The organism is Pseudomonas sp. rhizo25, from assembly GCF_031931935.1.
Taxonomy (GTDB): domain Bacteria; phylum Pseudomonadota; class Gammaproteobacteria; order Pseudomonadales; family Pseudomonadaceae; genus Aquipseudomonas; species Aquipseudomonas synxantha.
Genome location: NZ_JAUJXA010000016.1, coordinates 47,789 through 71,877, shown reverse-complemented (window position 1 = coordinate 71,877; position 24,089 = coordinate 47,789). Strand labels below are relative to the sequence as shown.

General features: G+C 60.6%; 29 protein-coding genes and 4 pseudogenes. 11 read left to right on the top strand and 22 right to left on the bottom strand.

The window, feature by feature from the left end:
* Positions 1–187 precede the first annotated feature (187 nt).
* Entirely contained in the window at positions 188–625 is a 438-nt protein-coding gene (locus tag QZR30_RS24175) for a hypothetical protein (protein WP_057025384.1), read from the top strand.
* A gap of 7 nt (positions 626–632) precedes the next feature.
* Here QZR30_RS24175 and QZR30_RS24170 read toward each other — a convergent pair whose 3' ends face one another.
* Both QZR30_RS24170 and QZR30_RS24165 read right to left on the bottom strand, forming a co-directional pair.
* A complete protein-coding gene (locus tag QZR30_RS24170) occupies positions 633–1,133 on the bottom strand; it encodes a CinA family protein (RefSeq protein WP_056846031.1) in 501 nt (166 codons plus the stop codon).
* A gap of 42 nt (positions 1,134–1,175) precedes the next feature.
* Positions 1,176–1,304 (bottom strand): annotated as a pseudogene (locus QZR30_RS24165) (M42 family peptidase); the annotation flags it as partial.
* A gap of 220 nt (positions 1,305–1,524) precedes the next feature.
* Here QZR30_RS24165 and QZR30_RS24160 point away from each other — a divergent pair.
* The 3 genes from QZR30_RS24160 to QZR30_RS24150 all read left to right on the top strand — a co-directional run bounded on the left by QZR30_RS24160 (position 1,525) and on the right by QZR30_RS24150 (position 2,879).
* Positions 1,525–2,262 (top strand): OBAP family protein, encoded by a 738-nt coding sequence (locus QZR30_RS24160; RefSeq protein ID WP_311904396.1) that lies wholly within the window; start codon positions 1,525–1,527, stop codon positions 2,260–2,262.
* Between the two features lie 99 nt (positions 2,263–2,361).
* Positions 2,362–2,619, top strand: a complete 258-nt coding sequence (locus tag QZR30_RS24155; RefSeq protein WP_046072110.1) for a DUF6555 family protein — start codon at positions 2,362–2,364, stop codon at positions 2,617–2,619.
* A complete protein-coding gene (locus QZR30_RS24150; protein ID WP_274358318.1) occupies positions 2,616–2,879 on the top strand; it encodes a hypothetical protein in 264 nt (87 codons plus the stop codon). The genes QZR30_RS24155 and QZR30_RS24150 overlap by 4 nt, the downstream gene beginning before the upstream one ends.
* Here QZR30_RS24150 and QZR30_RS24145 read toward each other — a convergent pair.
* The gene (locus QZR30_RS24145; RefSeq protein ID WP_046072108.1) at positions 2,870–3,313 is read right to left on the bottom strand and encodes a DUF421 domain-containing protein; all 444 of its coding nucleotides are present in this window, start codon (positions 3,311–3,313) and stop codon (positions 2,870–2,872) included. The genes QZR30_RS24150 and QZR30_RS24145 overlap by 10 nt on opposite strands.
* A gap of 8 nt (positions 3,314–3,321) precedes the next feature.
* The gene (locus QZR30_RS24140) at positions 3,322–3,837 is read right to left on the bottom strand and encodes a hypothetical protein (protein ID WP_274358317.1); all 516 of its coding nucleotides are present in this window, start codon (positions 3,835–3,837) and stop codon (positions 3,322–3,324) included.
* Between the two features lie 279 nt (positions 3,838–4,116).
* On the opposite strand from QZR30_RS24140, the gene QZR30_RS24135 reads away from it, so the two are divergent.
* Positions 4,117–4,368 carry a hypothetical protein gene (locus QZR30_RS24135; RefSeq protein ID WP_046072106.1) on the top strand — a complete coding sequence of 84 codons (252 nt, stop codon included), beginning with the start codon at positions 4,117–4,119 and terminating at the stop codon, positions 4,366–4,368.
* 135 nt (positions 4,369–4,503) lie between these two features.
* On the top strand, positions 4,504–4,905 hold the full coding sequence (locus tag QZR30_RS24130) for a GNAT family N-acetyltransferase (RefSeq protein WP_274358517.1): 402 nt from the start codon (positions 4,504–4,506) through the stop codon (positions 4,903–4,905).
* A 22-nt stretch (positions 4,906–4,927) separates the two neighbouring features.
* Here QZR30_RS24130 and QZR30_RS24125 read toward each other — a convergent pair whose 3' ends face one another.
* Positions 4,928–5,416 carry a DUF2938 domain-containing protein gene (locus QZR30_RS24125; protein ID WP_059396826.1) on the bottom strand — a complete coding sequence of 163 codons (489 nt, stop codon included), beginning with the start codon at positions 5,414–5,416 and terminating at the stop codon, positions 4,928–4,930.
* A gap of 81 nt (positions 5,417–5,497) precedes the next feature.
* On the opposite strand from QZR30_RS24125, the gene QZR30_RS24120 reads away from it, so the two are divergent.
* Positions 5,498–5,950 (top strand): helix-turn-helix domain-containing protein, encoded by a 453-nt coding sequence (locus tag QZR30_RS24120; protein ID WP_311904394.1) that lies wholly within the window; start codon positions 5,498–5,500, stop codon positions 5,948–5,950.
* Positions 5,947–6,396, top strand: a complete 450-nt coding sequence (locus QZR30_RS24115) for an N-acetyltransferase (protein WP_311904392.1) — start codon at positions 5,947–5,949, stop codon at positions 6,394–6,396. The genes QZR30_RS24120 and QZR30_RS24115 overlap by 4 nt, the downstream gene beginning before the upstream one ends.
* A gap of 228 nt (positions 6,397–6,624) precedes the next feature.
* Here the strand turns inward: QZR30_RS24115 and QZR30_RS24110 are convergent, their stop codons facing one another.
* Both QZR30_RS24110 and QZR30_RS24105 read right to left on the bottom strand, forming a co-directional pair.
* Positions 6,625–8,148: a sensor domain-containing diguanylate cyclase gene (locus QZR30_RS24110; RefSeq protein WP_311904391.1), complete on the bottom strand. Its 1,524-nt coding sequence runs from the start codon at positions 8,146–8,148 to the stop codon at positions 6,625–6,627.
* A gap of 147 nt (positions 8,149–8,295) precedes the next feature.
* Positions 8,296–8,433 (bottom strand): annotated as a pseudogene (locus QZR30_RS24105) (short-chain dehydrogenase); the annotation flags it as partial.
* On the opposite strand from QZR30_RS24105, the gene QZR30_RS24100 reads away from it, so the two are divergent.
* Positions 8,434–8,700, top strand: coding sequence for a LysR substrate-binding domain-containing protein (locus tag QZR30_RS24100; RefSeq protein WP_442967598.1), 267 nt, complete (start codon positions 8,434–8,436; stop codon positions 8,698–8,700).
* Between the two features lie 33 nt (positions 8,701–8,733).
* On the opposite strand, the gene QZR30_RS24095 is transcribed toward QZR30_RS24100, so the two are convergent.
* Positions 8,734–9,708: a quinone oxidoreductase family protein gene (locus QZR30_RS24095; protein WP_056846038.1), complete on the bottom strand. Its 975-nt coding sequence runs from the start codon at positions 9,706–9,708 to the stop codon at positions 8,734–8,736.
* Between the two features lie 119 nt (positions 9,709–9,827).
* Here QZR30_RS24095 and QZR30_RS24090 point away from each other — a divergent pair, with 119 nt between their 5' ends.
* Complete coding sequence (locus tag QZR30_RS24090) at positions 9,828–10,718, top strand: LysR family transcriptional regulator (RefSeq protein ID WP_056846039.1); 891 nt, start codon at positions 9,828–9,830, stop codon at positions 10,716–10,718.
* A 2-nt stretch (positions 10,719–10,720) separates the two neighbouring features.
* Here QZR30_RS24090 and QZR30_RS24085 read toward each other — a convergent pair whose 3' ends face one another.
* From QZR30_RS24085 to QZR30_RS24055, 7 genes are all read right to left on the bottom strand, one after another.
* Complete coding sequence (locus QZR30_RS24085; protein ID WP_311904390.1) at positions 10,721–11,104, bottom strand: Hpt domain-containing protein; 384 nt, start codon at positions 11,102–11,104, stop codon at positions 10,721–10,723.
* Between the two features lie 45 nt (positions 11,105–11,149).
* On the bottom strand, positions 11,150–11,911 hold the full coding sequence (locus QZR30_RS24080) for an SDR family oxidoreductase (RefSeq protein ID WP_311904389.1): 762 nt from the start codon (positions 11,909–11,911) through the stop codon (positions 11,150–11,152).
* A gap of 29 nt (positions 11,912–11,940) precedes the next feature.
* Positions 11,941–12,768 carry a DMT family transporter gene (locus QZR30_RS24075; protein WP_059396833.1) on the bottom strand — a complete coding sequence of 276 codons (828 nt, stop codon included), beginning with the start codon at positions 12,766–12,768 and terminating at the stop codon, positions 11,941–11,943.
* Between the two features lie 75 nt (positions 12,769–12,843).
* Positions 12,844–13,749, bottom strand: a complete 906-nt coding sequence (gene gcvA, locus QZR30_RS24070) for a transcriptional regulator GcvA (RefSeq protein WP_056846042.1) — start codon at positions 13,747–13,749, stop codon at positions 12,844–12,846.
* Between the two features lie 61 nt (positions 13,750–13,810).
* Entirely contained in the window at positions 13,811–15,766 is a 1,956-nt protein-coding gene (locus QZR30_RS24065) for an FUSC family protein (RefSeq protein ID WP_311904388.1), read from the bottom strand.
* The gene (locus tag QZR30_RS24060; protein ID WP_068966915.1) at positions 15,766–16,674 is read right to left on the bottom strand and encodes an efflux RND transporter periplasmic adaptor subunit; all 909 of its coding nucleotides are present in this window, start codon (positions 16,672–16,674) and stop codon (positions 15,766–15,768) included. Before QZR30_RS24060 ends, QZR30_RS24065 begins: the two co-directional genes overlap by 1 nt.
* Before the next feature lie 12 nt (positions 16,675–16,686).
* Positions 16,687–16,875 (bottom strand): DUF1656 domain-containing protein, encoded by a 189-nt coding sequence (locus QZR30_RS24055; protein WP_046072092.1) that lies wholly within the window; start codon positions 16,873–16,875, stop codon positions 16,687–16,689.
* A 147-nt stretch (positions 16,876–17,022) separates the two neighbouring features.
* Between QZR30_RS24055 and QZR30_RS24050 the strand changes: the two genes are divergently transcribed.
* Positions 17,023–17,808 (top strand): AraC family transcriptional regulator, encoded by a 786-nt coding sequence (locus QZR30_RS24050; protein ID WP_056846045.1) that lies wholly within the window; start codon positions 17,023–17,025, stop codon positions 17,806–17,808.
* 412 nt (positions 17,809–18,220) lie between these two features.
* On the opposite strand, the gene QZR30_RS24045 is transcribed toward QZR30_RS24050, so the two are convergent.
* The 7 genes and pseudogenes from QZR30_RS24045 to QZR30_RS24015 all read right to left on the bottom strand — a co-directional run.
* On the bottom strand, positions 18,221–19,276 hold the full coding sequence (locus QZR30_RS24045; RefSeq protein ID WP_311904387.1) for a protein-glutamate methylesterase/protein-glutamine glutaminase: 1,056 nt from the start codon (positions 19,274–19,276) through the stop codon (positions 18,221–18,223).
* Positions 19,273–19,794: a chemotaxis protein CheD gene (locus QZR30_RS24040; RefSeq protein ID WP_046072089.1), complete on the bottom strand. Its 522-nt coding sequence runs from the start codon at positions 19,792–19,794 to the stop codon at positions 19,273–19,275. Before QZR30_RS24040 ends, QZR30_RS24045 begins: the two co-directional genes overlap by 4 nt.
* The gene (locus QZR30_RS24035; protein WP_046072088.1) at positions 19,787–20,590 is read right to left on the bottom strand and encodes a CheR family methyltransferase; all 804 of its coding nucleotides are present in this window, start codon (positions 20,588–20,590) and stop codon (positions 19,787–19,789) included. The genes QZR30_RS24040 and QZR30_RS24035 overlap by 8 nt, the downstream gene beginning before the upstream one ends.
* A gap of 20 nt (positions 20,591–20,610) precedes the next feature.
* Positions 20,611–21,135 (bottom strand): chemotaxis protein CheW, encoded by a 525-nt coding sequence (locus QZR30_RS24030; RefSeq protein ID WP_046072087.1) that lies wholly within the window; start codon positions 21,133–21,135, stop codon positions 20,611–20,613.
* Between the two features lie 55 nt (positions 21,136–21,190).
* Positions 21,191–21,703, bottom strand: a complete 513-nt coding sequence (locus tag QZR30_RS24025; protein ID WP_046072086.1) for a chemotaxis protein CheW — start codon at positions 21,701–21,703, stop codon at positions 21,191–21,193.
* A gap of 123 nt (positions 21,704–21,826) precedes the next feature.
* Positions 21,827–22,543 (bottom strand): annotated as a pseudogene (locus tag QZR30_RS24020) (methyl-accepting chemotaxis protein); the annotation flags it as partial.
* Between the two features lie 15 nt (positions 22,544–22,558).
* Positions 22,559–24,082: pseudogene (locus tag QZR30_RS24015) on the bottom strand (MCP four helix bundle domain-containing protein); the annotation flags it as partial.
* Between the last annotated feature and the right edge of the window lie 7 nt (positions 24,083–24,089).

Below are 24,089 nucleotides of genomic sequence, written 5' to 3'. Positions count from 1 at the left end.
GGCCCTTGCTGTATCTGTCCGGAACGAAGGCGCGGGCGTTCAACAAATCGGCGCGGGCTTAGACGAATGGTCAGCCGCTCGTCGAGGCCTGCGCAAATTGTTCAAACTTTAGTGCTCGTGGCCTTTTCCAATGCTTACGAAGCGGCGCATCTGCTCGCCCTTTCAAGCAAGCGCGGAGATTAGGTTTATGAACGTCCGACTGCCGATCACCTTGCTACTCATCCTTACGTCCTCGACGGCCCTGGCCGACGCCTGCGATGTGGTAACACGCGGGCAAAGCGACCAGGTGCCGACGGTCGAGCAACATACCTGCTACCGCTACGAGGGCATGCCGCCTGAAGCCATCGACTGGTCTTGCAGCAACGAGAACAAGGAGATGATGCCCACTACGAAAAACAAGGTCGCGGCCTGTGCCAGCAACCATGTCGCCAGTTGCAAGGCCACGCCGACCCAGGAGGCCCTGGCCAATCCCCATTCGACGTCCAAGGCACCGGATCACGAAGGCGCATTGCTGCCCAAGAATGCCCGCGTAGTGACCTACTACTACGCCGCCAATGATCTGGTCCAAGCCAAGATCGACTGTGAAAAAGCCGGCGGCGAATGGGCCTCGCAGCCGGTCAAATAAGGCTTCGCTAACCTTGCTCGCCGGCCAGGGCACGCTGGTGGAAATTCGGCAGCCACTTCAAGGCATGCTCCGCCGCGTAAAGCTGCACCTGCTCACGGGAACCCAGAAAGCGTTCCTTGCGGCTGAAAATAGTCACCCCCTGCCCCACCCGATAAGCCCAGGCGAAGCAAATGGTCCCGGCTGGAATGCCATCCATGTCGTCAGGGCCGAGCAGCCCGGTGGTGGCCACGGCCACGTCCGCCGGACTGTCGTGCATCGCGCCTGCGGCCATCTCACGGGCGACCTCGCAACTGGTGAGGTTGAAGGTCTCAATCGTATACGCACGCACGCCCAACAAACGCTGCTTGGCTTCAGGGGAATACACCACGTACCCACTTTCGATACACGCCCCACCGCCCTCGACTTCCGACAGCAGGGTGATGATTTTCCCCGCTGTACAGGACTCGGCCGTGGTAAGGGTCATACCGTGTTGTTTCAGGTAGTCAATAGTGGAAACGGCGATAGACACGGTTTTATCCTCCTGCACGTCGTATGCGAGCCTGATGCTGGTTCAGTACGTGGCCAGGTAGTCGGCCAAGGTCTGTGCGCACGCTTGGATCGCACCGTCGACAATCACCTCATAGCCATGGGTGTTTTCCGTGGGAATCGCCACACAGCCGGCGCGGGCCGAGGTGCCATCCACTTCGACAGGCTTGCCTGAGCCAAACGCTGTCGTGCTATTTAACACCTATGAAAAATGACCCATCTCGCTGACCAGTGTTCCAAAACTTTTAGCACTTGGGCTGCATCCCCGGCGACGCGGGGCCTATCGACAGCCGCTCGCCAATCCGGTTGAACACCTGCGCGGCCAAGCCTTCTAACCCTCGGTACAGCCTCACCGACCATGGAGGGAATCCACGATGAAAAAACTCAGCCTGACACTGTCCATTGCCTTGCTGACCGCCTGCGCCAGCAACAACTCACCGTCCAACGTGGTTGCGCCCGGTGACGCGAAGTCGCCCACTACGCGCACCCTGGATGCTGGCGCTGCGGTGCTGCAATCGCGCCCGCCGGTGGATGCGTTGAATGCCTACCTGGACGGCTTCCATTTCTACAACGGGCACCCCGATGTGCAGATGGAAGCTCACCACTACTGCGCGATCCTCAATGAAGAAGTGATCCAGTGCGTGATCTACGACGGCAACCGCAAGGATGCCAAGCTGATGGGTGTCGAATACATCATCAGTGAGCAGCTGTTCAACACCCTGCCCGCGCAGGAGAAGGCGCTGTGGCATAGCCACGTGCATGAGGTCAAATCAGGCCAGTTGGTTGCACCGGGCATTCCACAAGTGGCCGAACATGCCCTGATGGAGAAACTCGTGCATACCTATGGCAAGACCTGGCACACCTGGCATACGGACCTTCACAAGCAGCTGCCGTTGGGCGTGCCGCAACTGATGATGGGGTTTACCGCCGACGGCCAGGCCGACCCGAAAATGGTCGCCGAGCGGGATAAGCGCCTGGGCGTAGACAGCAACCAGAAGAAGGCCGTACGCGCGGATATCGCCGCACCCGCCATTGCTCCAGGGGCGGACGCCTGGCGCCAAGGCACGATTATCCAGATCGACGACCCTACCCAGACTCCCCACCGGCACTGACCGCTGACCACTGAAGTGCCAGCTATCGAGGTGTCCGACAATTTTTCTGAATTTTTTCTGGCGTCAAATATCTGTAGAGCATGAGTTTAGGGAGGCCTCATGAAAACCAACGAACTGTTTACCATCGAGTATCAACTTCACGGCAAGCCCAAGTCGTTCATCTTACGTGCGCCGCAGATGAATAATGCCGACGCCTGGCATTGGGCAAGTTGCGATGCCGGTGTGGCGGTAATACCGAGGTTCGGGCAAAACAACCTCAAGCGCGTTTCCAAACCGATGGCGGAAAAATACGGCATCACTGATGTGCGCTGGTGCGGTGCGGCGCAACTCCAGTGGGCGGAGGATTTGACACAATGAACAGCCAGACGCTCGACTACACGCCTGGACAGGCATGGGAAGACGAAATAGCGCAGAACACCCGGATGTTTTTCGAAGCCGATCGGCTCGATACCTTGGCGTATCAAATCATCGAGTCCTACAGCGGCGATGCGAAAACCTGGCTGCGTTTCACCGAAGCCAAGAAGCTCGCGGATGTGCAACGCACGGCGGCGTATCAAGAATGGATGCGCATCCATCGAGCGAAGGGAAGTAAGCGCCAACCAGGGTGTTATTCGTAGGGGATAACCGAGATCTTGCCGTTGCGCTCCAGAATCGCGAAGCGTATCTGCCGGATCTCGACAAGCCCTTGGGTGGACCGGGCCGCCTCAAGGATGTCGCCTTCATCCAGGCGCGCATGCTTGAGGCGTTTGTGCAGCACCTGGCCCTCCTCGACCAGCACCGTCGGCCCACCATCCAGCACCCGTGCGAACCAGGTTGAGCGCTGCTTGACCAGCGAGAAGCCAATGTCGATGGCAATCAAGGTGACGATCACCATCACGGCATTGGTCAGCGAAAAATCGTCACCGAGCAGCGCCTGCTGGGTGGCCTCGCCGATGACCATCAACAGCACCAGGTCAAAGGTGGTGAGTTCAGCCAGCGTGCGCCTGCCGGCAACCTTGAACAGCACCAGCAGTACCAGGTAAATCGCCGCAGCCCGCAACACAGAGTCCATGGTCGCCCCTAGGGATAAATGAATTGGGAAAGGCCCACTGAGGCGCCCGATGCCAGCGCCACCTTGGTTTGAAAGCTGCCAACACCGTCGCTGTTGAGGGTCACGTGAAGCATCGCATGACCGTCGTCGTCGCTCAGCACCCACATCTTCATGCCATCGCCTGCCGTACTGGCCTTGAGTGGCTGGGGTTGCAGCATTTGCACATTGAAGCCCTGCAACAGCGCGCCACTGAGCTCCACTTCAAGGGGCTCACGCGCCCGGCCTTGCACATGAATCACCAGTGCATCGGTAGCACCATTGCGCAGGAAGCGCTGGTACTCGACACGCAGCTGCCCATCGGCGCTGCGTACCTCGGCACTGCTCAATGGGCCCTTGGAAAACAGGCCGGCCAGGGTCAAGCCCATTAGCACTACCAACCCATACCAACCCCATCGCTCGAAGCGCCAGACCTTACGTTGCAAGGTCATGTCCTCGCTGACCGGGTAATTGCGGCTATGCAGGTCACGATGGTCTGGCGGCTTCATACCCTGTCCCCGGGTCCGGTTCATAACCTTTTAGGTGTGCGTGGGGCCGCGCGGGTTCATTCTTTCACGGGGCAACCCAGCCACCATCTAATAAGAAGATGGTTTGGGCGGAACTGAATCGTTGAAATGATCGAAATTTCAGCGGCAACCCAGTTGATACCGAGCCTTCTTGAGCGGGTCACACCTATATCTGTCCCGTTTAGCAAGGAGCTCCGTCATGCAATACAACGACACATACACCCAGATGATGGCCTGCCAAAGTGCCAAGGAGGTGGCCTGATGAACGACTCACAACGCGCCTGGGAACTGGCCATGGTGTTGATTGCCAATGGCAGGATCCCGTTCGACCCGGCCAACCCGAGTGGGTCGGTGAAGATCCTCTCGCGGCATCTTCAAGCGCTGGAAGCAGCGTTGCATGACCAGGCAATCAGCGCTGGCACAGCGCCGACGCACATCACTGGGCATGAGTACACACGCCACGAGCACTTGGGCAAAAGCCATCGTAAGCCCTCCCTGGTGTGTGCCGATTGAGAGTGGGCAACCCCGTATGATAGGTTCACCAACGCTTATTATCTGGAACCTCTCCATGCCACTGTACGCAACACCATTACTGTGACCGATCGGCAAGATGGCTGGATAACCCCACATTGGCTGATCCGCCAGGCCATGCCCGATGATGTGCATGCCCTGGTCGAGCTGGATGCCTACGCCACCGCCCACGCCAGCCGTCGCGTGTTTATCTATGACGCGGTGGTTCGCCAGCAATGCCTGGTCGCCGTCGACGCTGGCGTATGCGCCGGCTACCTGGTGCTCACCCATGACTTTTTCGATCACGGCTTCGTCGCGCTGGTGGTTGTGTCACCCGCGCACCAGCGCCAGGGTGTGGCCCTGCGTCTGCTGGCGGCTGCCGAAGCGGCCTGCAAGACGCCCAAGCTCTTTGCCTCGACCAACGCTTCCAACACCGCATCCCAGGCACTCATGACCAAGGCCGGGTTTGTCCCCAGCGGGCAGATCGAGAACCTTGACGAAGATGACCCGGAGCGGGTGTACGTCAAATTCATTCGCTGATCGACAATCCATTCATGACTGATCACGCCCAGGCGATCACCCACGCAGCCAAGTAGAGTCCCACGCCAAACACCCCATGATTGATCAGGCTGCGTAGGCAATTCTTGCCGGGCGTAGGCGTCTTGGATGAGGCAAATCCCGCGCCCATGGCGGGCTGTATCACCAACAGCGGGACAGCCACGGTGACCACACCCAACACGAGGGCCGGCACAAAGGTGGGCGCTTGCAACCAATCAGCCCCTTCAACCCACATCAGCAGCAGCGCAAAAACCACACCCGTGACGTAATGCGCGATCCAGCCCAGGGCCACTTCCCCTCGAACCGGTAACGCCTGCCCGATGCTCGAATGAGTGAAACGGCCTTGGCACGCATGTCCAACCCAACGCCCCACGAACGCGAAATTCAGCGTTGGCACGCCAATGGCCTTCATCAGCAGCATCCACATATCCATCACCACGGTAGCCCCTGCCCCCAACAACACAACCTGTGCAACCCCTTCCAGCGCTGTCATACCTACCTCTTAGTCATGGACCCATTCAACCTGCGCAGGCATCATAGAAGTTGAAGTCAACTTCAAGTCAATGGTCTGCCAATGGATATCACCGAGGTCGTCAAACGCACGGGCATTCCTGCCCATACGCTGCGTTTTTATGAAAAGAAGGGGCTGATTACATCGACCAGCGAGCCCGGTGCTCGCCGTCATTTCGCAGCAGCGGTCGTTGAGCAGTTGGCGGTCATCGCCCTCGGGCAGGCGGGTGGCCTGTCGCTGGACGAGATACACGCCATGCTGTCACCCAATGGCCAGGCCAATGTGGATAGAGCGGTACTGCTGGCCAAGGCCGACGAGATCGATGCGACGGTCAAACAACTGAAGGCCATGAGTCGAGGCTTACGTCACGCCGCCGCCTGCCCTGCACCCAACCATGCGCAATGCCCAAATTTCCAGCGGTTGCTCAAAATCGCTGCCGCAGGGGCGTTCAAGCGCAGTACTGTCGGCCGCCACACTGGGGTTCGGCCTGTTCACTCAACCGTTGAGGCATCATGATTCGCGACTTTCAACACACTGACCTTGAACCGGTGCTGGATATCTGGCTGCAAGCATCGATCCTCGCCCACCACTTCATCGCCCCCCAGTTCTGGCATGAGCAACTGGGCGCCATGCGTGACGTCTACCTGCCCAGCGCCGTGACACGCGTGTTTGAGGCCGATGGAACAGTCTTCGGGTTCAGTTGCGTGTATGAAGACACCCTGGCGGCGCTGTTTGTCGCGCCCGCGCATCAGGGCGGCGGCGTGGGTAGGCGGTTGCTCGCAGATGCAATGGAATCCCGATCAGTTCTACAACTGAGCGTGTATTCGCAAAATTTACCCAGCCTGCACTTTTACAAGAAACACGGGTTCATCGTACTCAACGAACAACGGGGCGAACATACGGGTCACTTGGAAAAGGTGATGTGCTGGAGCGCTGCAGGCGTCCCAGGAACCTTTCCTTGAATACACAATCTGTGGTTCACCCTTTTGAGCTGATGTGAGAACCACCTCCCATGATCCTGATAAAAGCCGCCTTCTGCCTTTCACTGCTCAGCGCAGGCTTCATCGTTGGCTACGCGGCGAAACCCACAAACGAGCTACAACTCACAGCCGGCCAGCTCATGGAGTGCGGCAAACTCACGATGCCGACACTTGGGATGTGAACCGGCAAGCACATAAGTACAGGCCGTTTCAGCCGCCCGAAGCAATGTCCGTGGGCTGCCGGGAAAACCCATTGCGCCCGGCATCCTTGGCACCGTAAAGCGCGGCATCGGCCGCCTCGATCAAACCTGATACTGGCTCCAGCCGTGAGCCGGTACCCGTCGCAATGCCGATACTCACACTCACGCGCCCGAACGGGCTACCGGGATGGGGGATGTTTGCCTGCTGCAGTCGCGCAAGGATCCTTTCTGCGACCACCGTCGCGCCTTCGCTGTCGGTCGCCGGCATGATGATCGCTATTTCTTCTCCGCCATAGCGCGCCACCAAGTCTGATGGACGCTGCACACAGTTCTCCAACAGTGTGCTGACCGACTGCAAGCACGCATCCCCCGCAACGTGACCGCAGGCGTCGTTGTAGCGCTTGAAATAGTCGATATCGATCATTAGCAACGCCAGCGAGGTGCCGTCGCGCTGCGCTCGGCGCGCTTCCAGGGCCAGGGTTTCGTCGAAGCAGCGGCGGTTTGCCAGGCCGGTCAGCGCATCCTTCTTGGCCAATAGCGCCAATTGCCGATTGGAGTCGAGCAACTGTTGCTGGACGACACGCAGCGCCTCTTCCGCCGCAGTACGCCGGCGGATATCGAGGATCAGGAACCAGCCGATCAACCCTGTCAGCCCCAGCAGCCCTACCACCACCACTGCGGACAACGCCGCCTCGATACGCCACGCAGCGAGGGCTTCATGCTTGCCCAATGCGACCGTGGTGATCAGCGGCAGGGTCTCGCTTTTGCGGAACGCGTAGAGCCGCTCCACACCGTCCAGGCTGGACGTGTAGGCGGCGGTGCCGACGGATTGGTCGACAAGGTACTTGGCATAGATAGGCGACTTGGAAAAGTTGCGGCCCATGTCCTGTTCGCGGAAAGGATAGCGCACCAACAGCGTGCCATCGGCATAGGACAAACCGATCGCGCCCTCCTGGCCTACATCGAGTTTGCCGAACACCCGCAGGAAGTTTTCCACCCCCAGGGTGACCGCAACCACCCCGGCGAAGTTGCCCGACGCATCATTGAAGCGGCGGCTGATGGTCACCACCCACTCGTGGTTGGTACGACTCTGGATCGGCGGGCCGATAAAAGGCTCACGGCTCGGATCATCGCGATGATGAATGAAATAAGCGCGATCGCTGCTGTTGGCACCCACTGGGATCGGACGGTTGGACGACATCAACCAGTGGCCGTGATGGTCGTAGACGGTGATGCCACTGAGTTGCGGCATCAACGGCTGCTGCCGACCGATCAGGGTACTTATACGCTCGATCTGCGCCGGGCCACTGCCTTCGGTTTCCAGGCGCTCGACCAGCCCGAGCAACAGCAGCGAGCTTTGCCGCACGATACCTTCGGTGTAGGTGGTGAGTGCCTGGGTCAGGTTCAGGCCGTGCACGTCCACCTCCGCCAGCGCGCGCTCACGGGAAGACAGGACTTTCCAGATGGTCAGGGAGGTCAGGGAACAGCCAATTACCAACAGCAAAAGCATCACAAGGCGAGTATCACGCTTCACGTCAGTACCTTAAGGAAATCCGGTTTCCACTCGCCATCGTTCAAACGCCGGCGCGTTCTGCGGCCCTATGTGCCCAGGCGCAAGCATACAAGTAGTCCGTAGTGGTTGACACCTGGCGCCTGCTGTTCAGCACTCCTTGATCTGGCTTCATCGCTGGGCCACTTGCTCGGCAGTGGCGGCTTTTACCCGGGCAAGATCGAGCGGGTAGTCAACACCAGGGTTCTCGACCCACCGCGTTGCCGTAAACTGGCCGTTGCTGGCGCGCAGCACATACCCGCTGTCCTGGTGGTGCAAGAAGCCACACAGCTGCACACCTTGGTCGGCCTGGTTGCCTGTGGTTTTGGTGTTGCCCTGGTGCCCGAGTTGATTGCCCAGTCAGTCATGCGCGACAAGGTTGTGTTTCGCCGGCTCCTGCCGGTCAGCGATGCTCCCAATCCGGCAATCGGCTTGTATATGAGCTGGAACAGCCGCAACGAATCAGCTTTGATAAACAGCTTCATTTTCCTGCTCGATGCCAACGTCGTACCGCATTTTTCAAGCATCGTTGAGTGACCGGCGCCCAGGCACCGGGGTCAGATGGCCACGTCATACCACAAGGATCACACTCCCCATGGTTTTGCCTGCCTCAAGGTCTGCGTGAGCCCTTGCCGCCTCCACAAGTGGATAACGCGCACCGACGGGGCTGACCATGCCGTCCAACATCCTCTGCAGCAGTTCATCGGTACCGGATTTGTAGGCTTGGGGGTCATTGGCATACAGGAGCGAGCTGGGCCGCATCAGTGCAATTGAGCGGCTGAAACCCAGGTCTTCCACGCGCACCGGCGGGATCGGCCCAGCAGGCTGGCCGAGGCTGGCGACTACGCCAAAGGGGCGCACCACGCTCAATGACTGACTCAGCATGCCGCCGCCGATACCGTCGATTGCAAGGTGCACACCCTTTGCTTCTGCCAAGCGCACGGTTTCGTCTGCCCAGCCCTCATCGGTGTGCAACAGCACCACATCGGCACCGGCTGCGCGCGCCATGGCGACCTTGCCCTCCGAGCCCACCGTAGCAATAACGTTGGCCCCCAGGCGCTTTGCCCAGCGCACCACAATCTGCCCCAACCCGCCTGCTGCCGCGTGCACCAGGATCCAGTCACCGCGCTTGGTCATATGCACTTTGCGCAGCAGCATATGCGCGGTAAGCCCGCGTAGCATCGAGCTGCCGGCCATCTCGAAAGACACCTCGTCAGGCAGCTTCACCAGCCGGCTCGCGGGCAACAGGCGCAACTGCGCGTATGCGCCGAGCGGCCCGCCTGTATAGGCAACCCGGTCACCGTCGCGTAGGTGGCTGACCTGCTTGCCGACAGCGGCCACCACGCCGGCGCCTTCGAAGCCGAGCACGGCCGGCAGCGTCGCGACCGGGTAGAGGCCGTTGCGAAAGTAGGTGTCCACAAAGTTGACGCCTATCACCGACTGGGCCACCAACACCTCGTGGGGCCCGGGGCTTGGGACGTTAATCTCAATCGGTTGCAAAACCTGCGGGCCGCCGGTTCGCGTCATTGCCATGGCAAGGGTCATGTTCTTGTTGCTCCTAAACAGGTTTATCCAGTTGCTGTTCACCCCTAAAAAGACTATTGCCCCCGCGCCTATGGTGTAAATTCCACACAAGCGCACTGCTCATGTGAGAATTTGCACCGATGTTCGATTGGGAAAACATGCGCCATCTGCTCGCGGTGGCCAAGGCTGGAACGCTTTCCGGCGCTGCACGGGAGTTGCGGGTGGACCACGCGACCGTCGGCCGGCGCATCGCCGCGCTTGAAGCCCAATTACACACACCGTTAGTCGAGCGCCTGCCTCGATCCTGCCGCCTGACAGCAGCGGGCGTGCTGATCGTGGAACAGGCCCTGCGCATGGAAAGCGCGGCGTTTGATATCACCCGGCAGGTCAAATCCCGACAAGTGTCCTTGAGTGGGCGAGTAACCTTGAGCGCCTCCCCGGTACTGGCAACGCATTTCATCGCACCGCGTTTAGGTGACTTCCGCCAGCAGTACCCCCAGATTCAGTTATCGATCAGTGCCCAGGCGCATCAGGTCTCGTTGAGTCGTGGCGAGGCGGATATCGCCGTCAGGCACCTGCGGCCACGGGAGCCGAGTAACGTCGCCCGGCGGGTTGCAAAGATGGACTTCGATTTGTACGCCAGCCGCGCCTATGCGCACCTTTGCAGCCCGGCACAGTGGGCCTTCATCGCTTATGAAAAAGCATTCGCCGACATGCCCCAGCAACAATGGTTGCTGCAGATCGCAGGCGAGCGAGCCGTGGCGTGCGAACTCAGCGACATCAGCGGCCATCTGGTGGCCGCTCGGTCAGGCGTGGGCGTGGCCGGCCTGCCGTGTTTTTTGGCGGATGCAGATCCGCAGTTGATCAGGCTGGAGCACGACAGCGCGGGGTTTTCGCGTGATATCTGGTTAGTCACTCACCGCGATATGAAGCGTTCGGCGCTGGTGCGTACCGTCATGGATTATTTTGCTCAAGCGTTTGCGCGTGACCTGGCGCTCAAGCCAAACCCATTGTTGGCGAAGGCCGATTAGGTTTATGCATTCGGATCAGCACAGGTCGCTTCCAGAACCTGACATCGTTCGACCAACTGCCCACCTTTAACCACCCGGGCAGCCCCTTTGATCCGATGGGCCAACTCGACGAGCTGATCGGTATCCCCCGCTTGCAACAGCACCCCCAGTTGCTGGCGATCCTTACGATTGTTATTGATTAACTCATTGAGAATTTGCCGAAATTTTACCGGCTCACTGCTGATCAACAACTCCAGTGGACCAAGGTCAACCAGATGTACCGGGTCAGACGCCGCAGTCAGGCGCTCCGGGGTGGGCGGCAACGCGAGTTCTTCACCGTTGTGGCTGTGCTGGTAGGACATCAACCGCGCATCCAGGCCAATCGGCTTGATCAGGCAGTCATTCATGACCGCCTGGATGCACAATGACCGAGCAACAGATCGCTTGCCGACTCATTTGCCCCCCGTTACATCGAGAAACGTACCGGTAACAAATGACGCCTCGGCACTGGCCAACCACAAAATCGCCCGGGCCACCTCCTCCGGCTGGCCGCCACGCCCCATGGGGATCGAGTCTTTGACCCGGTCGACCCGCCCCGGCTCGCCGCCGCTGGCATGCATGTCGGTGTAGATGTGCCCGGGGCGAACACAGTTGACGCGGATGCCTTCCCGGGCCACTTCCTTGGCAAACCCGATGGTGAAAGTCTCCAGGGCTCCTTTTGACGCCGCATAGTCGACGTATTCATTCGGGCTGCCCAGGCGCGCCGAGGCCGAGGAGATATTGATCACCACGCCGCCCGCTCCGTTGTGCCGATACGCCATGCGCTTTACCGCTTGCTGGGCGCAGAGCATCGGGCCGATGGCGTTGACCGCGAAGATGCGCTGCATGCGCTCCAGGCTCAGGTCCTCCAGACGCGACTGAGTCGCCAGCACGCCGGCATTATTGACCAGTACGTCGAGGCGCCCGAACCTGCGGTCGATGGCGGTAAACAAGTCGGCGACTTGATCGGGGTTGGCGCTATCGGCCCGCACGGCCAGGGCCTTGCGGCCCATTGCTTCGATATCTGCGGCCACCGCCAGCGCCGCGGGCTCGTTGGACACGTAGCTGATCGCCACGTCATAGCCCTTTGCGGCGGCTAGCCGGGCGGTCGCGGCACCCACTCCGCGACTGCCACCGGTGATCAGGATCAGCGGTGCCTGCGAAACGTCAACCATTGAAAATACCTCCTTAGAAGATGGCTGTGTCAGCCGATGATGAGGATGCCGCCGGCGATCACCACGCACGCCAGGACCCTGCGCGCGGTAAGGGTTTCGCCAAGAAAAAAGTAGCCAATCAACATCGCGAACAACACGCTGGTTTCGCGCAATGCCGAGACCGCGCCCAACGGCGCTTCGTTCATGGCGTAGATCACGATTGCATAGGCCAGCAAAGACACCAGCCCGCCGACCACCGCGGCCAAGGTTCCGGGGCGCAGACGCAATAAACTGCGGGCATCGCGCAGGCCGATGTACACCGCTGGCATCATCACGCCCCACAACGCGCACATCCATACGGTATAGGCCAGCGGCGCGCCGGAGAGCCTGGCGCCGATACCGTCGACAACGCTGTAGGCCGCGATGAAACAACCAGTTCCCAGCGCATAAGGCAGGCTGGGAACCGAAAGCCGGCGCCCACTGAAGGCCAGGGAAATAATCCCGCCTGACACTAGTGCAATCCCCAGCAACTCGCCGGGCGCAATGCGTTCCCCGGCAAATACCGCAGCCCCCAGGGTGATCAGTGCCGGCGATGAGCCACGGGAAATAGGATAGATCTGCCCCAGGTCGCCCACCCGGTAGCTGCGCACCAGGAACAGGTTGTAGCCAACATGCAGCAACGCCGAAAGCACCCCGTAGCCCCAGCTCTCAATCGCTGGCGGTGCCATGAACGCTGCGGCGATGACACAGGTGACGGCAATGGCCATGCACATGACCGTCATCGACCATAGCCGGTCGGCACCACCGCGCAGCAGCGCGTTCCAGCTGGCATGCAGCAGTGCGGCGAACAGCACCAGGAAGATGATATGAGTAGGCATGCGCCATCTTAGGCAAGCCAAGGCCCCGGTTTACAGCGAAGTCTGCTCATCACAGCATGAATAGATACTCATACCTCACTGATCCGCCCGTTGTACTTTCAGCGCCTCGCTCATCAGCCATTGACGGAAGCTGAGGATATGCGGCTGGGTTTCGATGCCCTTGGGGCACACGAAATAGTAGGCAAGCGGCGATGGAAACGGCACATCAAACAGGCGCACCAGGCGACCGTCGCTGATTTCCTGCTCCACATGCCCGCTGCGCACCAACGCGATGCCATGGCCGAGCAAGGCCGCCTCGACGGTCATGTTGGTGTCGCCAAACCTGACGCTTTCCCTGAGCGGCGAAAAGGCCAGCCCCACCGTTTCAAACCAGGCCTCCCATTTCGGTGCCAGCTCGGCGCCATCCCGGGCCAGCAGCGGGAAGTCCAATAAATGGGCGGGGCTGCCCGGGGTGCCAAGGCGCCGCAACAGTTCGGGGCTGGCCACGGGAAACACATGCTCGCCGAACAGGAATTCTGAATACAGGCCAGGGTAACTGCCCTTGCCCAGCCGGACCGCGACATCCGCTTGGGCGTCGGAAAAGTGGATGACGTCATCCGTGGTGTCCAGCGCAACCAACAGCTCGGGGTGCTGGCGCGCGAGGTTCGGCAAGCGTGGCAGCAGCCATTTCAAGGCAAAGGAATAGGTGGTGCTGACCTTGAGCCGTACCCTGCCCTTTTGTTCGCGCAGGTCGGCCAGGGCAGCCTCCAGGCTCATGAAGAACTCGCGCACAATGGGCGCCAGCGTAGCCCCCGCCGGGGTCAGGCGTAACGACTGGCCGCGCTCGAACAACGCCAAGCCCCACAGCGCCTCCAGATGCTTGAGCTGGTGGCTGACTGCGCTCTGGGTGACATGCAACTCCTGGGCGGCCGCAGTAAAGGTCGGGTGCCGAGTAGCGGCTTCAAAGGCGCGCAAGGTCGCGGTGGGCGGCAGATCTCTCATAGGTAGGGTATCCGGCGAGTTGGCAGTAAGCGTTGAGCATGAGCGTTCACTCATGTTAGCGCTATTGCACGAGGTTCGCGTACTGCTCCAGCAGCCACGCCAAGTCCTGATAACCGCTCGCCAGATGAGGCGCGCCAAGCCTGCTCAACGACCGGGATGTGCGCCGCGCCTGTGCGGCGCCGATTGCGGGATGATGGGCATATCGTGCAACCCGCCGCGCACCGCTTTGCACACATCGGGCAACGGGAGATGCCGGATCGATACCGCTGGCTTTGCGCTGCAGCCGATTCAATTGCTTGCTCAGTTGCAGCGACAAGTAGCCCGCCTGGTATTCGTGCGGTTGACCCTCGCCAAGCAAACTCTTCAACGTAACTAACCGGTGTTGTTGCTTCGCTTGCCATTGAGCATGATCGATTGTACTGGCCTGGCGTAGCAGCCGGCATGTGTGCTGGTGGAGCGCATGTTTCAATGCGCGTACTTGCCTGGCTGGATCTTTGGGCAGGATCTGGAACGCCAAGAGGCACACAAGCATCGCCACGATCCAGGCCAACGCCTGGTTGACGAAACCGACGAAATCGTAGGTGGCGGTCATGCCGGTGCTTACCAAAGTGTTGAAGCCAATCAGGTAGGCAACCCCTTGCAGGGCATGGCGCGGCTGGCACGTGGCATGGATGCCGAACGACCAGAACCCTGCCATGACCAGCAGCAACAGAGGGAAGCCATTGATCTGCGGCATCAGCAGGAATTTGCACAGCGCTGCCGCCACAATCGCGTAGAGCGTGCCGCGGATAAAGCTGTTAATGCCTTGGGCCGGCGCGGCAGCCGTCGCCACCAACGTGCAGAACGGCCCCAGCACCGCCAGCAATGTGGGCCCCTGATCCCAACCACTGAAATACCAGATCGCACCCGCACTCAGTGTGGCGAGCAGTGCCCGGATGCCGTTTCGCACAGCATCCGCGTAATTGCGGTGATACCCCACGGCGCGTGTCGGCCCGCGGCGGGCATGGTCGAGGCTGGAGAAGTTCAGCAACGCAGCGCCCAGGTCCGTCAGTGGGTCGTCCAAGCGTTCGCCGCGCAACCGCACCTGTGGGCTTGAGTCGGCGCGAACATCCGCCCAGCGACGCAATTGCTCCAGCGTATCGGCCGCGGTGCGAAAGTCGCAGCGAGCATGCGCCAGGCATTCACTCAGTTGCTGCAACCCTGTGCTTATCCGGGCGCGCAACGCCGGGTCGATTCCTTGGTATGGGTGCTCCGGGTGCGCGTCGAGCACCGCCGAGTGCAGATGCGCCAGGCCGGCCTGAATCGCCAGCTGCCGCGAGCGGATCAGCGCCGACTCGCCACGGCCGAGCCCCAGCTGGTCGTCCACCTTACCGATATCGATCGCGAGCTGGTGCCGTAGCGTCGCCAGGCGCGCAGGCTCTTCGCCCACAAGGCTGGCCGCGAGCAACCGGGCACTGCGCGCGCAGACGTCGACGAGCGAGCTTCGAACTTTGTGCTCCATGGTCTTGGCGCTGAACAGCGTCGCCACCAGGCTCAAGCTGAGCACGCCGAGCGCTACCGCCGTGCCACGGGTGATGATGTGGTCGAAACCCTGTTCCGGGGCGACGATGGCAGGGCCCAGCGCCAAACACACCGTATAGCCCGCCACCACTGCCGCAGTGGCCTGGTAATGACGCAGGACCGTCATTGCACCGACGCACAGGCCCAGCCATATACCGACGCCCAGTATGAACAACAGCATCTGTTGCGCGAACAACCCCATCAGCACAAAGGCCGCGACCATGCCGACCAGCGTGCCCAGCATTCGGTACACACCCTTGCCCCGCACTGCCCCCTGGATAGGCTGCACCAGCAGCAACACGGTGGAAGCACCCGAGAACGGCGAATCCAGATGCAGTTGCAAGCCAAGCCAGAGTGCCAGGCCGGCCGCCAATAGACTGCGCAGCACGTAGGCAAGCGTGGCGGATGTCCAGGGCCGGGGGATCGCCGCGAAAAAGCGTGTCGCCAGGTCAGTCATCACATGAACGCCTGCAGCCATTGGGTGAGTCGCCAGCGCGGTGCGACGCCCGGCTGCGTCACTTCGACACTGGCGGTCATGCCCGCCGCCAACTCCACCCCGTCGGGCACCTTGTCCAACTCGATACGCACAGGCACACGCTGCGCCAACCGAATCCAGCTGAAGGTCGGGCTCACCTGGGGCAAGCCGCTGTCGTTGCGCAACTCATTGGTGTCGGCAATGCCCCTGCCCAGGCTTGCCACGTGGCCTTGCAGCAGCGGGTCAAAGCCCATCAGCTTGATCGACACCGCTGCGCCGATGCGTACACCCGGCAACTTGGTCTCTTCAAAATAGCCCGTGATCCAGAAGCTATGACCGTCGACTACAAACAGGTTGGTGATGCCCGCCTGGGCGTAATCACCGGGCTGCAACCGCAGTTGCGTGACATAGCCGTCCACCGGCGCACTAATGGTGGTGCGGTCCAGGTCGAGCTGGGCCTGGGCCAACTGGCTGCGTGCCGCGTCCAGGCGCGCCTGGGCCACGGCCAAGTCACGCGCGGCATTGTCGATCTCTTCACGGGCAATGGCGCCGCCCAGCTGCGCGCGCCGCTTGAATTGCGCACTGCGCTGCTCGAACACACTGCGCGCTTCTGCAAACTGCGCCGCGCGCTGCTGCTGGGTCAATCGATAAGCACGCGTATCGATGCGATAGAGCGGGTCGCCCTTTTCCACCCATTGGTTGTCACTGGCCCACAACTGATCGATTTGGCCGGACACCTCGGGCGCAATGCGGATCACCTGGGCACTCACCCGCCCGTCCCGCGTCCAGGGCGCCAGCACATAAGCGCGCCAGAGTTGCAGGCAAAACACCAGGGCCAGCACACCAAGCCCCAGGGTGGCGGCAGTTTTAAGGAGTTTGACGATAGACATGCGCGGCCTCGCTCAGCAATGGACGACCATCGTCGACACGACGATGAGCGAGACGAAAAAACGCGCCAGCGCCGGGTGCCACGCCCGGTCCAACCAGCGGCGGGTCAGGCGCTCGATCAGCTGGTAGGCCAGGACGGACGCCCCCAGGTAAACCAGCAAGGGCGGAAAGTAGAGGTTGGCAATCGAGATTTCGCTGAGCATGGCAAGCACCGGGATTCGAGAGGTTCTGGCATTCGCTCGCCTACTGAAGGCGGGGCTTGCAGGTAATGCTAGGGAATTACTGCCACTGCCGATATTGAGTACACTGCCAAAATATAATCAAATTCGGACAACCCTGGATGACCTTGCATGGCCGAAATCCACGTCGATCAGTTTGAGTACGACACCCTTTCCCAGCCCGCCGTAGCGCTGATGCTGGAACCCCAGCGCAACGACAGCGAGTCCGCCGTACATAAGCACCGCAAGGGCCAACTGGTGGTGGCGTATTGCGGCGGCATTGTGTGTACGGTCGAAGATGGCGTATGGATGGTGCCGTCAGGGTTCGGCGTGTGGATTCCGGGGGGTGTCGCCCACAGCAACCGCGTAACGGCCAACGGGCAGGTGTGTTTTCTGTTCGTGGAGCCCGGCGCCGCGTCGCTGCCGGATTGCTGCTGTACCTTGGCGCTGTCGCCTTTGATCCTGGAGCTGATCCTGCACCTGAGCGGCCAGGCCCAGGATTACCCGGCCAATTCGCGCAGTTCGCGGTTGGCTCACGTACTGCTCGAAGAACTTGAACTGGCCCCTACGGAACAGCTTTACCTGCCTTTACCCGCCTCAAACCCGCTGCGCACCATCGCCCGGGCACTGGCGCAAGATCCCGCCAACCGCGCCACCATGGCGAGTTGGGCACGCAACGTCGCCATGAGCGAACGCTCGCTTGCCCGCCTGGTAAAAGCCGAAACCGGCCTGACCTTCGGACAATGGCGCAAGCAATGGCAGATCATCGTCGCCCTGCAAAGTCTGGCCGAAGGGCAATCGGTGCAGAGAACCGCTGAAGCCCTCGGCTATGAGTCTGTCAGCTCGTTCATCACGATGTTTCGTAAAACCCTGGGCACCTCACCGGCCCGTTACCTGCGCAATACCACATTGCGGTAATGCAACCACAGTGGACTGAATGCACACTGCATGGCCGAGGCGGCTATAGCGTATACATAGGTATCTACACTGTGTAGCAGCCGACGGTAACCACGATGCGCAGCGAGCCGCTCTTGATCTTGATCTGCTTTTGATCTCAGGCGCCCCCCCAAATCCCTGTCGGATTACGGGCACACCGAGCCTAAGCGAGGTGCCGAGTGGTGGGGCAAGAGCGTTTGGTTACTTTGCGCTTTTCAAAGTGACCCGCTGTAAAAGCGGAACCAATAGTGGCCATTACCTAAATAATGGATATGTACTCGGTCTGATCCAACATCCTGGTCGGCCCTGAGGCCGCCATCGGGAGCAAGTCGAATCGTCGCACCGCCCCTCCCACATTAGTTGTGTACCGGCACAAGCAGCCTGGCACTCAAGTTCACCGATGCAAAATCGCCCGATGAATATCTTCCAGCGCCATGACCCGCTGGGCGGCGTTGAGCTTGATCGCTTCCTTGGGCATGCCGAACACCACGCAACTGGCCTCGTCCTGAGCCACCGTGGCGGCGCCGGCGTCGAACATTTCCTTAAGCCCCCGCGCGCCGTCGTCGCCCATGCCGGTCATGATGATGCCCAGCGCGTTGCCACCGGCACTGCGGGCAACGGAACGAAACAGCACGTCAACCGAGGGCCGATGCCGGCTCACCGGTGGGCCGTCAACGATTTCCACCTGATATTGGGCACCGTTGCGCTTGAGCACCATGTGTCGGCCGCCGGGGGCGATCAATGCGCAACCGGGGATGACCCGGTCGCCATTTTTCGCCTCCCTGACCTCGATTTCACACAGTCGATTGAGTCGCTCGGCAAACGCCGCGGTGAAGTGTTCAGGCATGTGCTGCACGATCACGATGCCCGGGCACACCCTGGGCAATGCGGTCAGTATCAACTCCAGGGCTTGAGTACCGCCCGTGGAGGTGCCGATGGCAACAATATTGTCGGTGGTACGCACCATTGCCGGGGCGCCCGCTGCAAGAATGGCGTCGGCACTCACCCTCTGGGGAGCACGTTCACCACACGCCACCATTCGTTTCATGTTGGCCTTGGCCGCAGCCTTGACGGCGCACGCCAACTCATCGGCGCTGTCGGTCAGGAACTGGCGCAAATTCAACTGCGGCTTGGTGACGATACTGACGGCCCCTGCCGCCAAGGCTTGCATGGTGGTGGCCGCGCCCTTCTCGGTCAAGGTCGAGCAGATGACCACCGGCGTGGGGCGTTCGGCCATGAGTTTCTTGAGAAACGTAATGCCGTCCATGCGCGGCATCTCGACGTCCAGCACGATCACATCCGGCCATTGCTTGTTCATTTTATCCATGGCGAATACCGGGTCTGCCGCCGCGCCTATCACTTCAATGGCGGGGTCTCGTCCCAGGGTCGCCGTCAATACCTGGCGGACCACGGCAGAGTCATCAATGATCAGTACTTTGATAGGACTCATAGCGCACGCTCTCGTTGAGGGCTGCTGAGGGGGCGCTGCAGCGCCAGGTAGTTGAGTTGAATATTGCCATTGGCCAGGTCGAATACCACGGTGCGATACCCCACGCCTTCCACGTGCCAGTTCAGACACCGCAAGTGATTCACGTCGAGCAGGCGCCGGGCTTGCTCGACATTGCGTTGCCCGACGTAGTGGTTGTCCGGGCGCACCAGCCCGGGAAACATATTCCCGCCGCCATACACATTGATCCTGAACTCCGTCGGCGGCACCTTGCTCGCGCGCATGGCATCGAGCAGCAGTTGCAGCGCTTCATTGCCATAGCGACCGTCCAGGGGCTTGGCGCTCGTCGCAGTACGCTGGGGCAGCAGGTAGTGACACATGCCACCCAACAAGCGCTGCGGATGCCAGAACGCCAGGGCCACGCAGGAGCCCAGCACCGTGCGCAGCCGAATCGCGCCAGTGCCGAAAAACCAATCTCCAGGATTCAGGAACACCTCGCGGGAAGGTTGAGTGTCAGGCATGTGGCCTCCGATAGATCGAAGGCTTGACCAGCTTCAGCTCGTCGGTCACGCCGTTGAGGCTTTCAGAGTGGCTGACCAGGAAATAGCCGCCAGGCTTGAGATGGCTGACCAGACGCTTGACGACCTGCACTTTGGTATCGCTGTCGAAATAGATCATCACGTTGCGCAGGAAGATCACGTCGAACATGCCGACTTTCGGCAGCGGATTGTTCAAATTGATCGCCTGGAAATCGATTTTCGCCGCGAGCGCCGGATCGACCATGAAGCAACCGTGGTTGGCACCGACGCCCTTGAGGCAATACTTGTGCAGCAGCGCTTCGGGAATGCCGCGTATACCCTCGAGTGGGTAGCGCCCTTGGCGGGCTTTATCCAACACACGGCTGCTGATGTCCGACGCCATGATCTCCCAAGGCCGACCGGCCAGGTTGTCCGCCAGCACCATCGCCAGGGTGTAAGGTTCTTCACCGGTGGAGCAGGCGCCACTCCATACCCGCAGCGTTGCATTGCCACGCAGTTCGGGCAGGGCCACGTCGCGCAGGAAGTCGAAATGCTTGGGTTCGCGGAAAAAATAGGTTTCGTTGGTGGTCAGCATGTCTACCGCCACCTGCAGTTCCGTGGCGTCCTTCATCAACACCTTGTAGTAAGCACCGTAAGTCGTGAGCTCGAACGCCTGCAGCCGCTTGGCAAGCCGTGAGCTGACCAACTGTTTTTTCGCATCGGACAGGCTGATGCCGGCGATCTGATGGATAAGGCTGCGAAACTGCTGGAACTCGGCGTCGGAGAGAATCACGTTCATAAGGGCATCCCAAAAGTTGATCAGGCGGTGGCAGGCAGTAAGGACTCAAGGTTTGCCAGCACCTCGATCGGTTCCAGGGACAACACGCGACCGATATCCAGCAGCAGTACAAAGCCGCTGTCCAATTTGCCGATGCCCAACAGGAAATCGGCCCTGACCTCGGTGCCGACACTCAGCGAAGGTTCGATATCCTGCTCGGCGATTTCAAGCACCTCGCTGACTGCATCCACAATGATGCCCACCGGCTTGCGCACGCTACCGACCTGTACCTCCAGGATCACAAAGCAGGTTCTTGACGTCTGCAGCGTTCTTTCGCCACGAAAGCGCACACCCAGGTCCAGTATCGGCACCGCAGCGCCTCGCAGATTGATCACCCCGCGCAGGCTGGCGGGCAGCAACGGTACGTGGGTGATCGGCCCATATTCGATGATCTCGCGCACGTTGAGCGTGCCGACCGCGAACATCTCACCCCCCAACTCGAAGGTGAGGTATTGGCTCGGGCCCGAGATCGCAGCACTGCCAGGACTTTGGATGGTTAACGCCATGATTCACCTCGGATCAATTGCTTTGCGCCCGCACCTGGGGGCACGGTCGTACACCTCAAGCGCGCATCAAGCCGGCGATCTCATCGACGCACAGCACCTGCTCGATCTGCAGCAGCGTGACAAACGCTCCCCGCACCTTGGTCATCCCCCTGATGAAGTCAGTACGAATAGGGTTGCCGAAGGCCGGCGCGGGCTTGATGTCGATATCGAGGATCTCGATCACCTCGCTGACCGAGTCCACCACCACCCCCAGCACCTGGGACTCGCCCTCCTTGGCCGCTTCGAGAATGACGATACACGTGCGGCTGCCAAGGTCCGTCACGCCCTTGCCGAACCGGGCCTTGAGGTCCACCACCGGCACCACCGAGCCACGCAGATTGATCACCCCGCGCAGGAACTCCGGCATCATCGGCACGCTGGTCACCTGGCTGTATTCGATGATTTCTCGAACGCTCAAGGTGTTGACCGCGTACATCTCCTGATCAGCCGAGAAGGTCAGGTACTGCAAGGGCTCGCCGACTTGCAGCGCTGGGGCTGAAGTGCCAGGCACAACGGCTGAGGCACTCATGGTTCAACTCCCGAAGCGGACGAAACCGCTCTCCACCGCACGGCTGTCATGATCCGACAGCGACGCCGCACGCCCCAGACCCGACGTGGCAACAGCCCGCCCGACGCGCTTGCCCTGTACGGTGAAAAAGCCCATCAGTTCCTGCAACTGCTCGGCCTGGCCACTCATTTCCTCGGCAGTCGCGGCCAACTCTTCGGAGGCCGACGCGTTTTGCTGAGTCAGTTGGCTCATTTGCGACATTGCGCTGTTGATTTGCTCGGAGCCGATCGATTGTTCTTCCGAGGCGGCCGCAATTTCCTGCACCAGGTCAGAGGTCTTGGCAATCGAAGGCACGATTTCATCCAGCAGGTTGCCCGCCCGTTCGGCCAGGGCCACGCTGTTCTTGGCCACTTCGCTGATTTCCTGCGCTGCGATCTGGCTGCGCTCGGCCAGTTTGCGCACCTCGGCTGCTACCACCGCGAAGCCTTTACCGTGTTCGCCGGCCCGCGCCGCTTCAATGGCCGCGTTGAGCGCCAACAGGTTGGTCTGGTAGGCGATGGAATCGACAATGCCGATTTTTTCAGCGATGGTCTTCATCGCCGCCACCGTGTCCTTCACGGCGCGACCGCCTTCGGACGCCTCTTTGTTAGCCTTGCCCGCCATGCCATCGGTCACCTTGGCGTTTTCGGTGTTCTGGGCGATGGACGCTGACATTTGCTCCATCGACGCCGAAGTCTGTTCCACCGACGCCGCCTGTTCGGACGCCGATTGCGCCATGCTCTGGGCAGTGGCGGAGATTTCCTCGGAGGCACTGGACAGCGAGTCGGCCGACCCGCGCACTTCGCCGATGATTTCCGAGAGTTTTTCCACGGTGCCGTTGACCGAGTTTTTCAGCTCCAGGAACTTGCCTTGGTAGTCACCGACGATGGTCCGGGTCAGATCGCCACTGGAGATCGACGCCAGGACGTCCATGGCCTCAGTGATCGGCACGATGATCGCATCCAGCGAGCCGTTGATTCCCAGGATGATGCGGCGGAAATCGCCCTGATGGCGAGAGGCATCCGGCCGGGTATCGAGTTTGCCGATCATCGCGCTGTCGCTGATCTGGCGCGTGTCGTCGACCAGGGCCAGGATGTTGGCGCGCAACTGCTCAATGTTCTCGTTGATAAAGGCTTTCTTGCCCGGGAATTGCTCCAGGGGCGCGGCCAGATCGCCTTCGCCGAACGCGCGAATGCAGGCCATGGCCTTTTTCTTCACACTGATATGGCCGCTGACCATGCCATTGATGCCCTGCCCGATTTCACGGTACGAACCGCTAAAGCGCTCAACATCGATCATGACATCAATGTCACCTTTCTCGTGCTCGCTGGACATGTGCTGCATTTCATTGATCAGCGCGAGGATATTGCTACGCAGCAGCTCGATATTTTCATTGATGAAGGCTTTTTTGCCGGGGAACTGTTCCAGCTGCGCCGATAGATCACCTTCACCAAAGGCACGGATACAGGCCATGGCTTTCTTCTTCACCGCGATATGACCGTTGACCATGTCGTTGATGCCCTGGGCCATCGATCGGTAGCTTGCGTGAAAGCGGTTTACATCGATCTGTGCGTCGATCTCACCCTTGTCGTGCGCGCTGGACATGGTGTTTATCTGCGCGACCAGCGCCTGCAGGTTCTCGCCCAACTGTTGCATGCAAGCCATCAAGCTCGTGGTGTCACCGGCCTTGAGGGTGGCTTTTGCTTCCAACTCGCCGGCTGACAAGCGCGCAGCAAAGGCGCGGACGCTGGCGGGTTCACCGCCCAGCTGGCGCATGAGATTGCGTGCCAGCAGTAAGCCCATCAGTCCAGTGACCAGCAGTGTGAGCGCGCCGATCAGCAGGATGATGTAGCGGGCATTCTGCTCAGTGCTGGTGGCCAGCAGTTGAGCCTTGCGCCCCAGTTCCAGGTTGTATTGGCGCACATCGGCGATTGCTGCCTGGGTCGCCGTTTGCAGAGGCTGGCTCACTTCGAGCAACGCGCGAGCGCCGGCGATATCGCCTGTTTCAACCAGTTTGTCGAATCGCCCCTGCAAGGCTGCAAACTCGTCAAACCGGGTGCGCAACTGGCTCAACAACGCCGCATCATGCGCGTCGATAGCCAGTTGGGTGCGGTAACGCTCCAAGGCGTTGTCGATATTGCCCAAATGCTGCGCTATCAGTGCGGCGTACGGCGCAACCGTGCTCTTGCCCGATTCATTCAGGTGCTCCCATTGCAGGGCGTGCAGGCTGGCGAAAGCCTCGGCGGCGCGATCGATCTCAAGCAGGCTGGGTACCGTGTTGACACTGGCAAAACTGGCGCTGGAATTGACTTCACTGGTCAGATAGAAACTGGTGCCACCCAACACGACGACGCCCAGCATTGCCGTG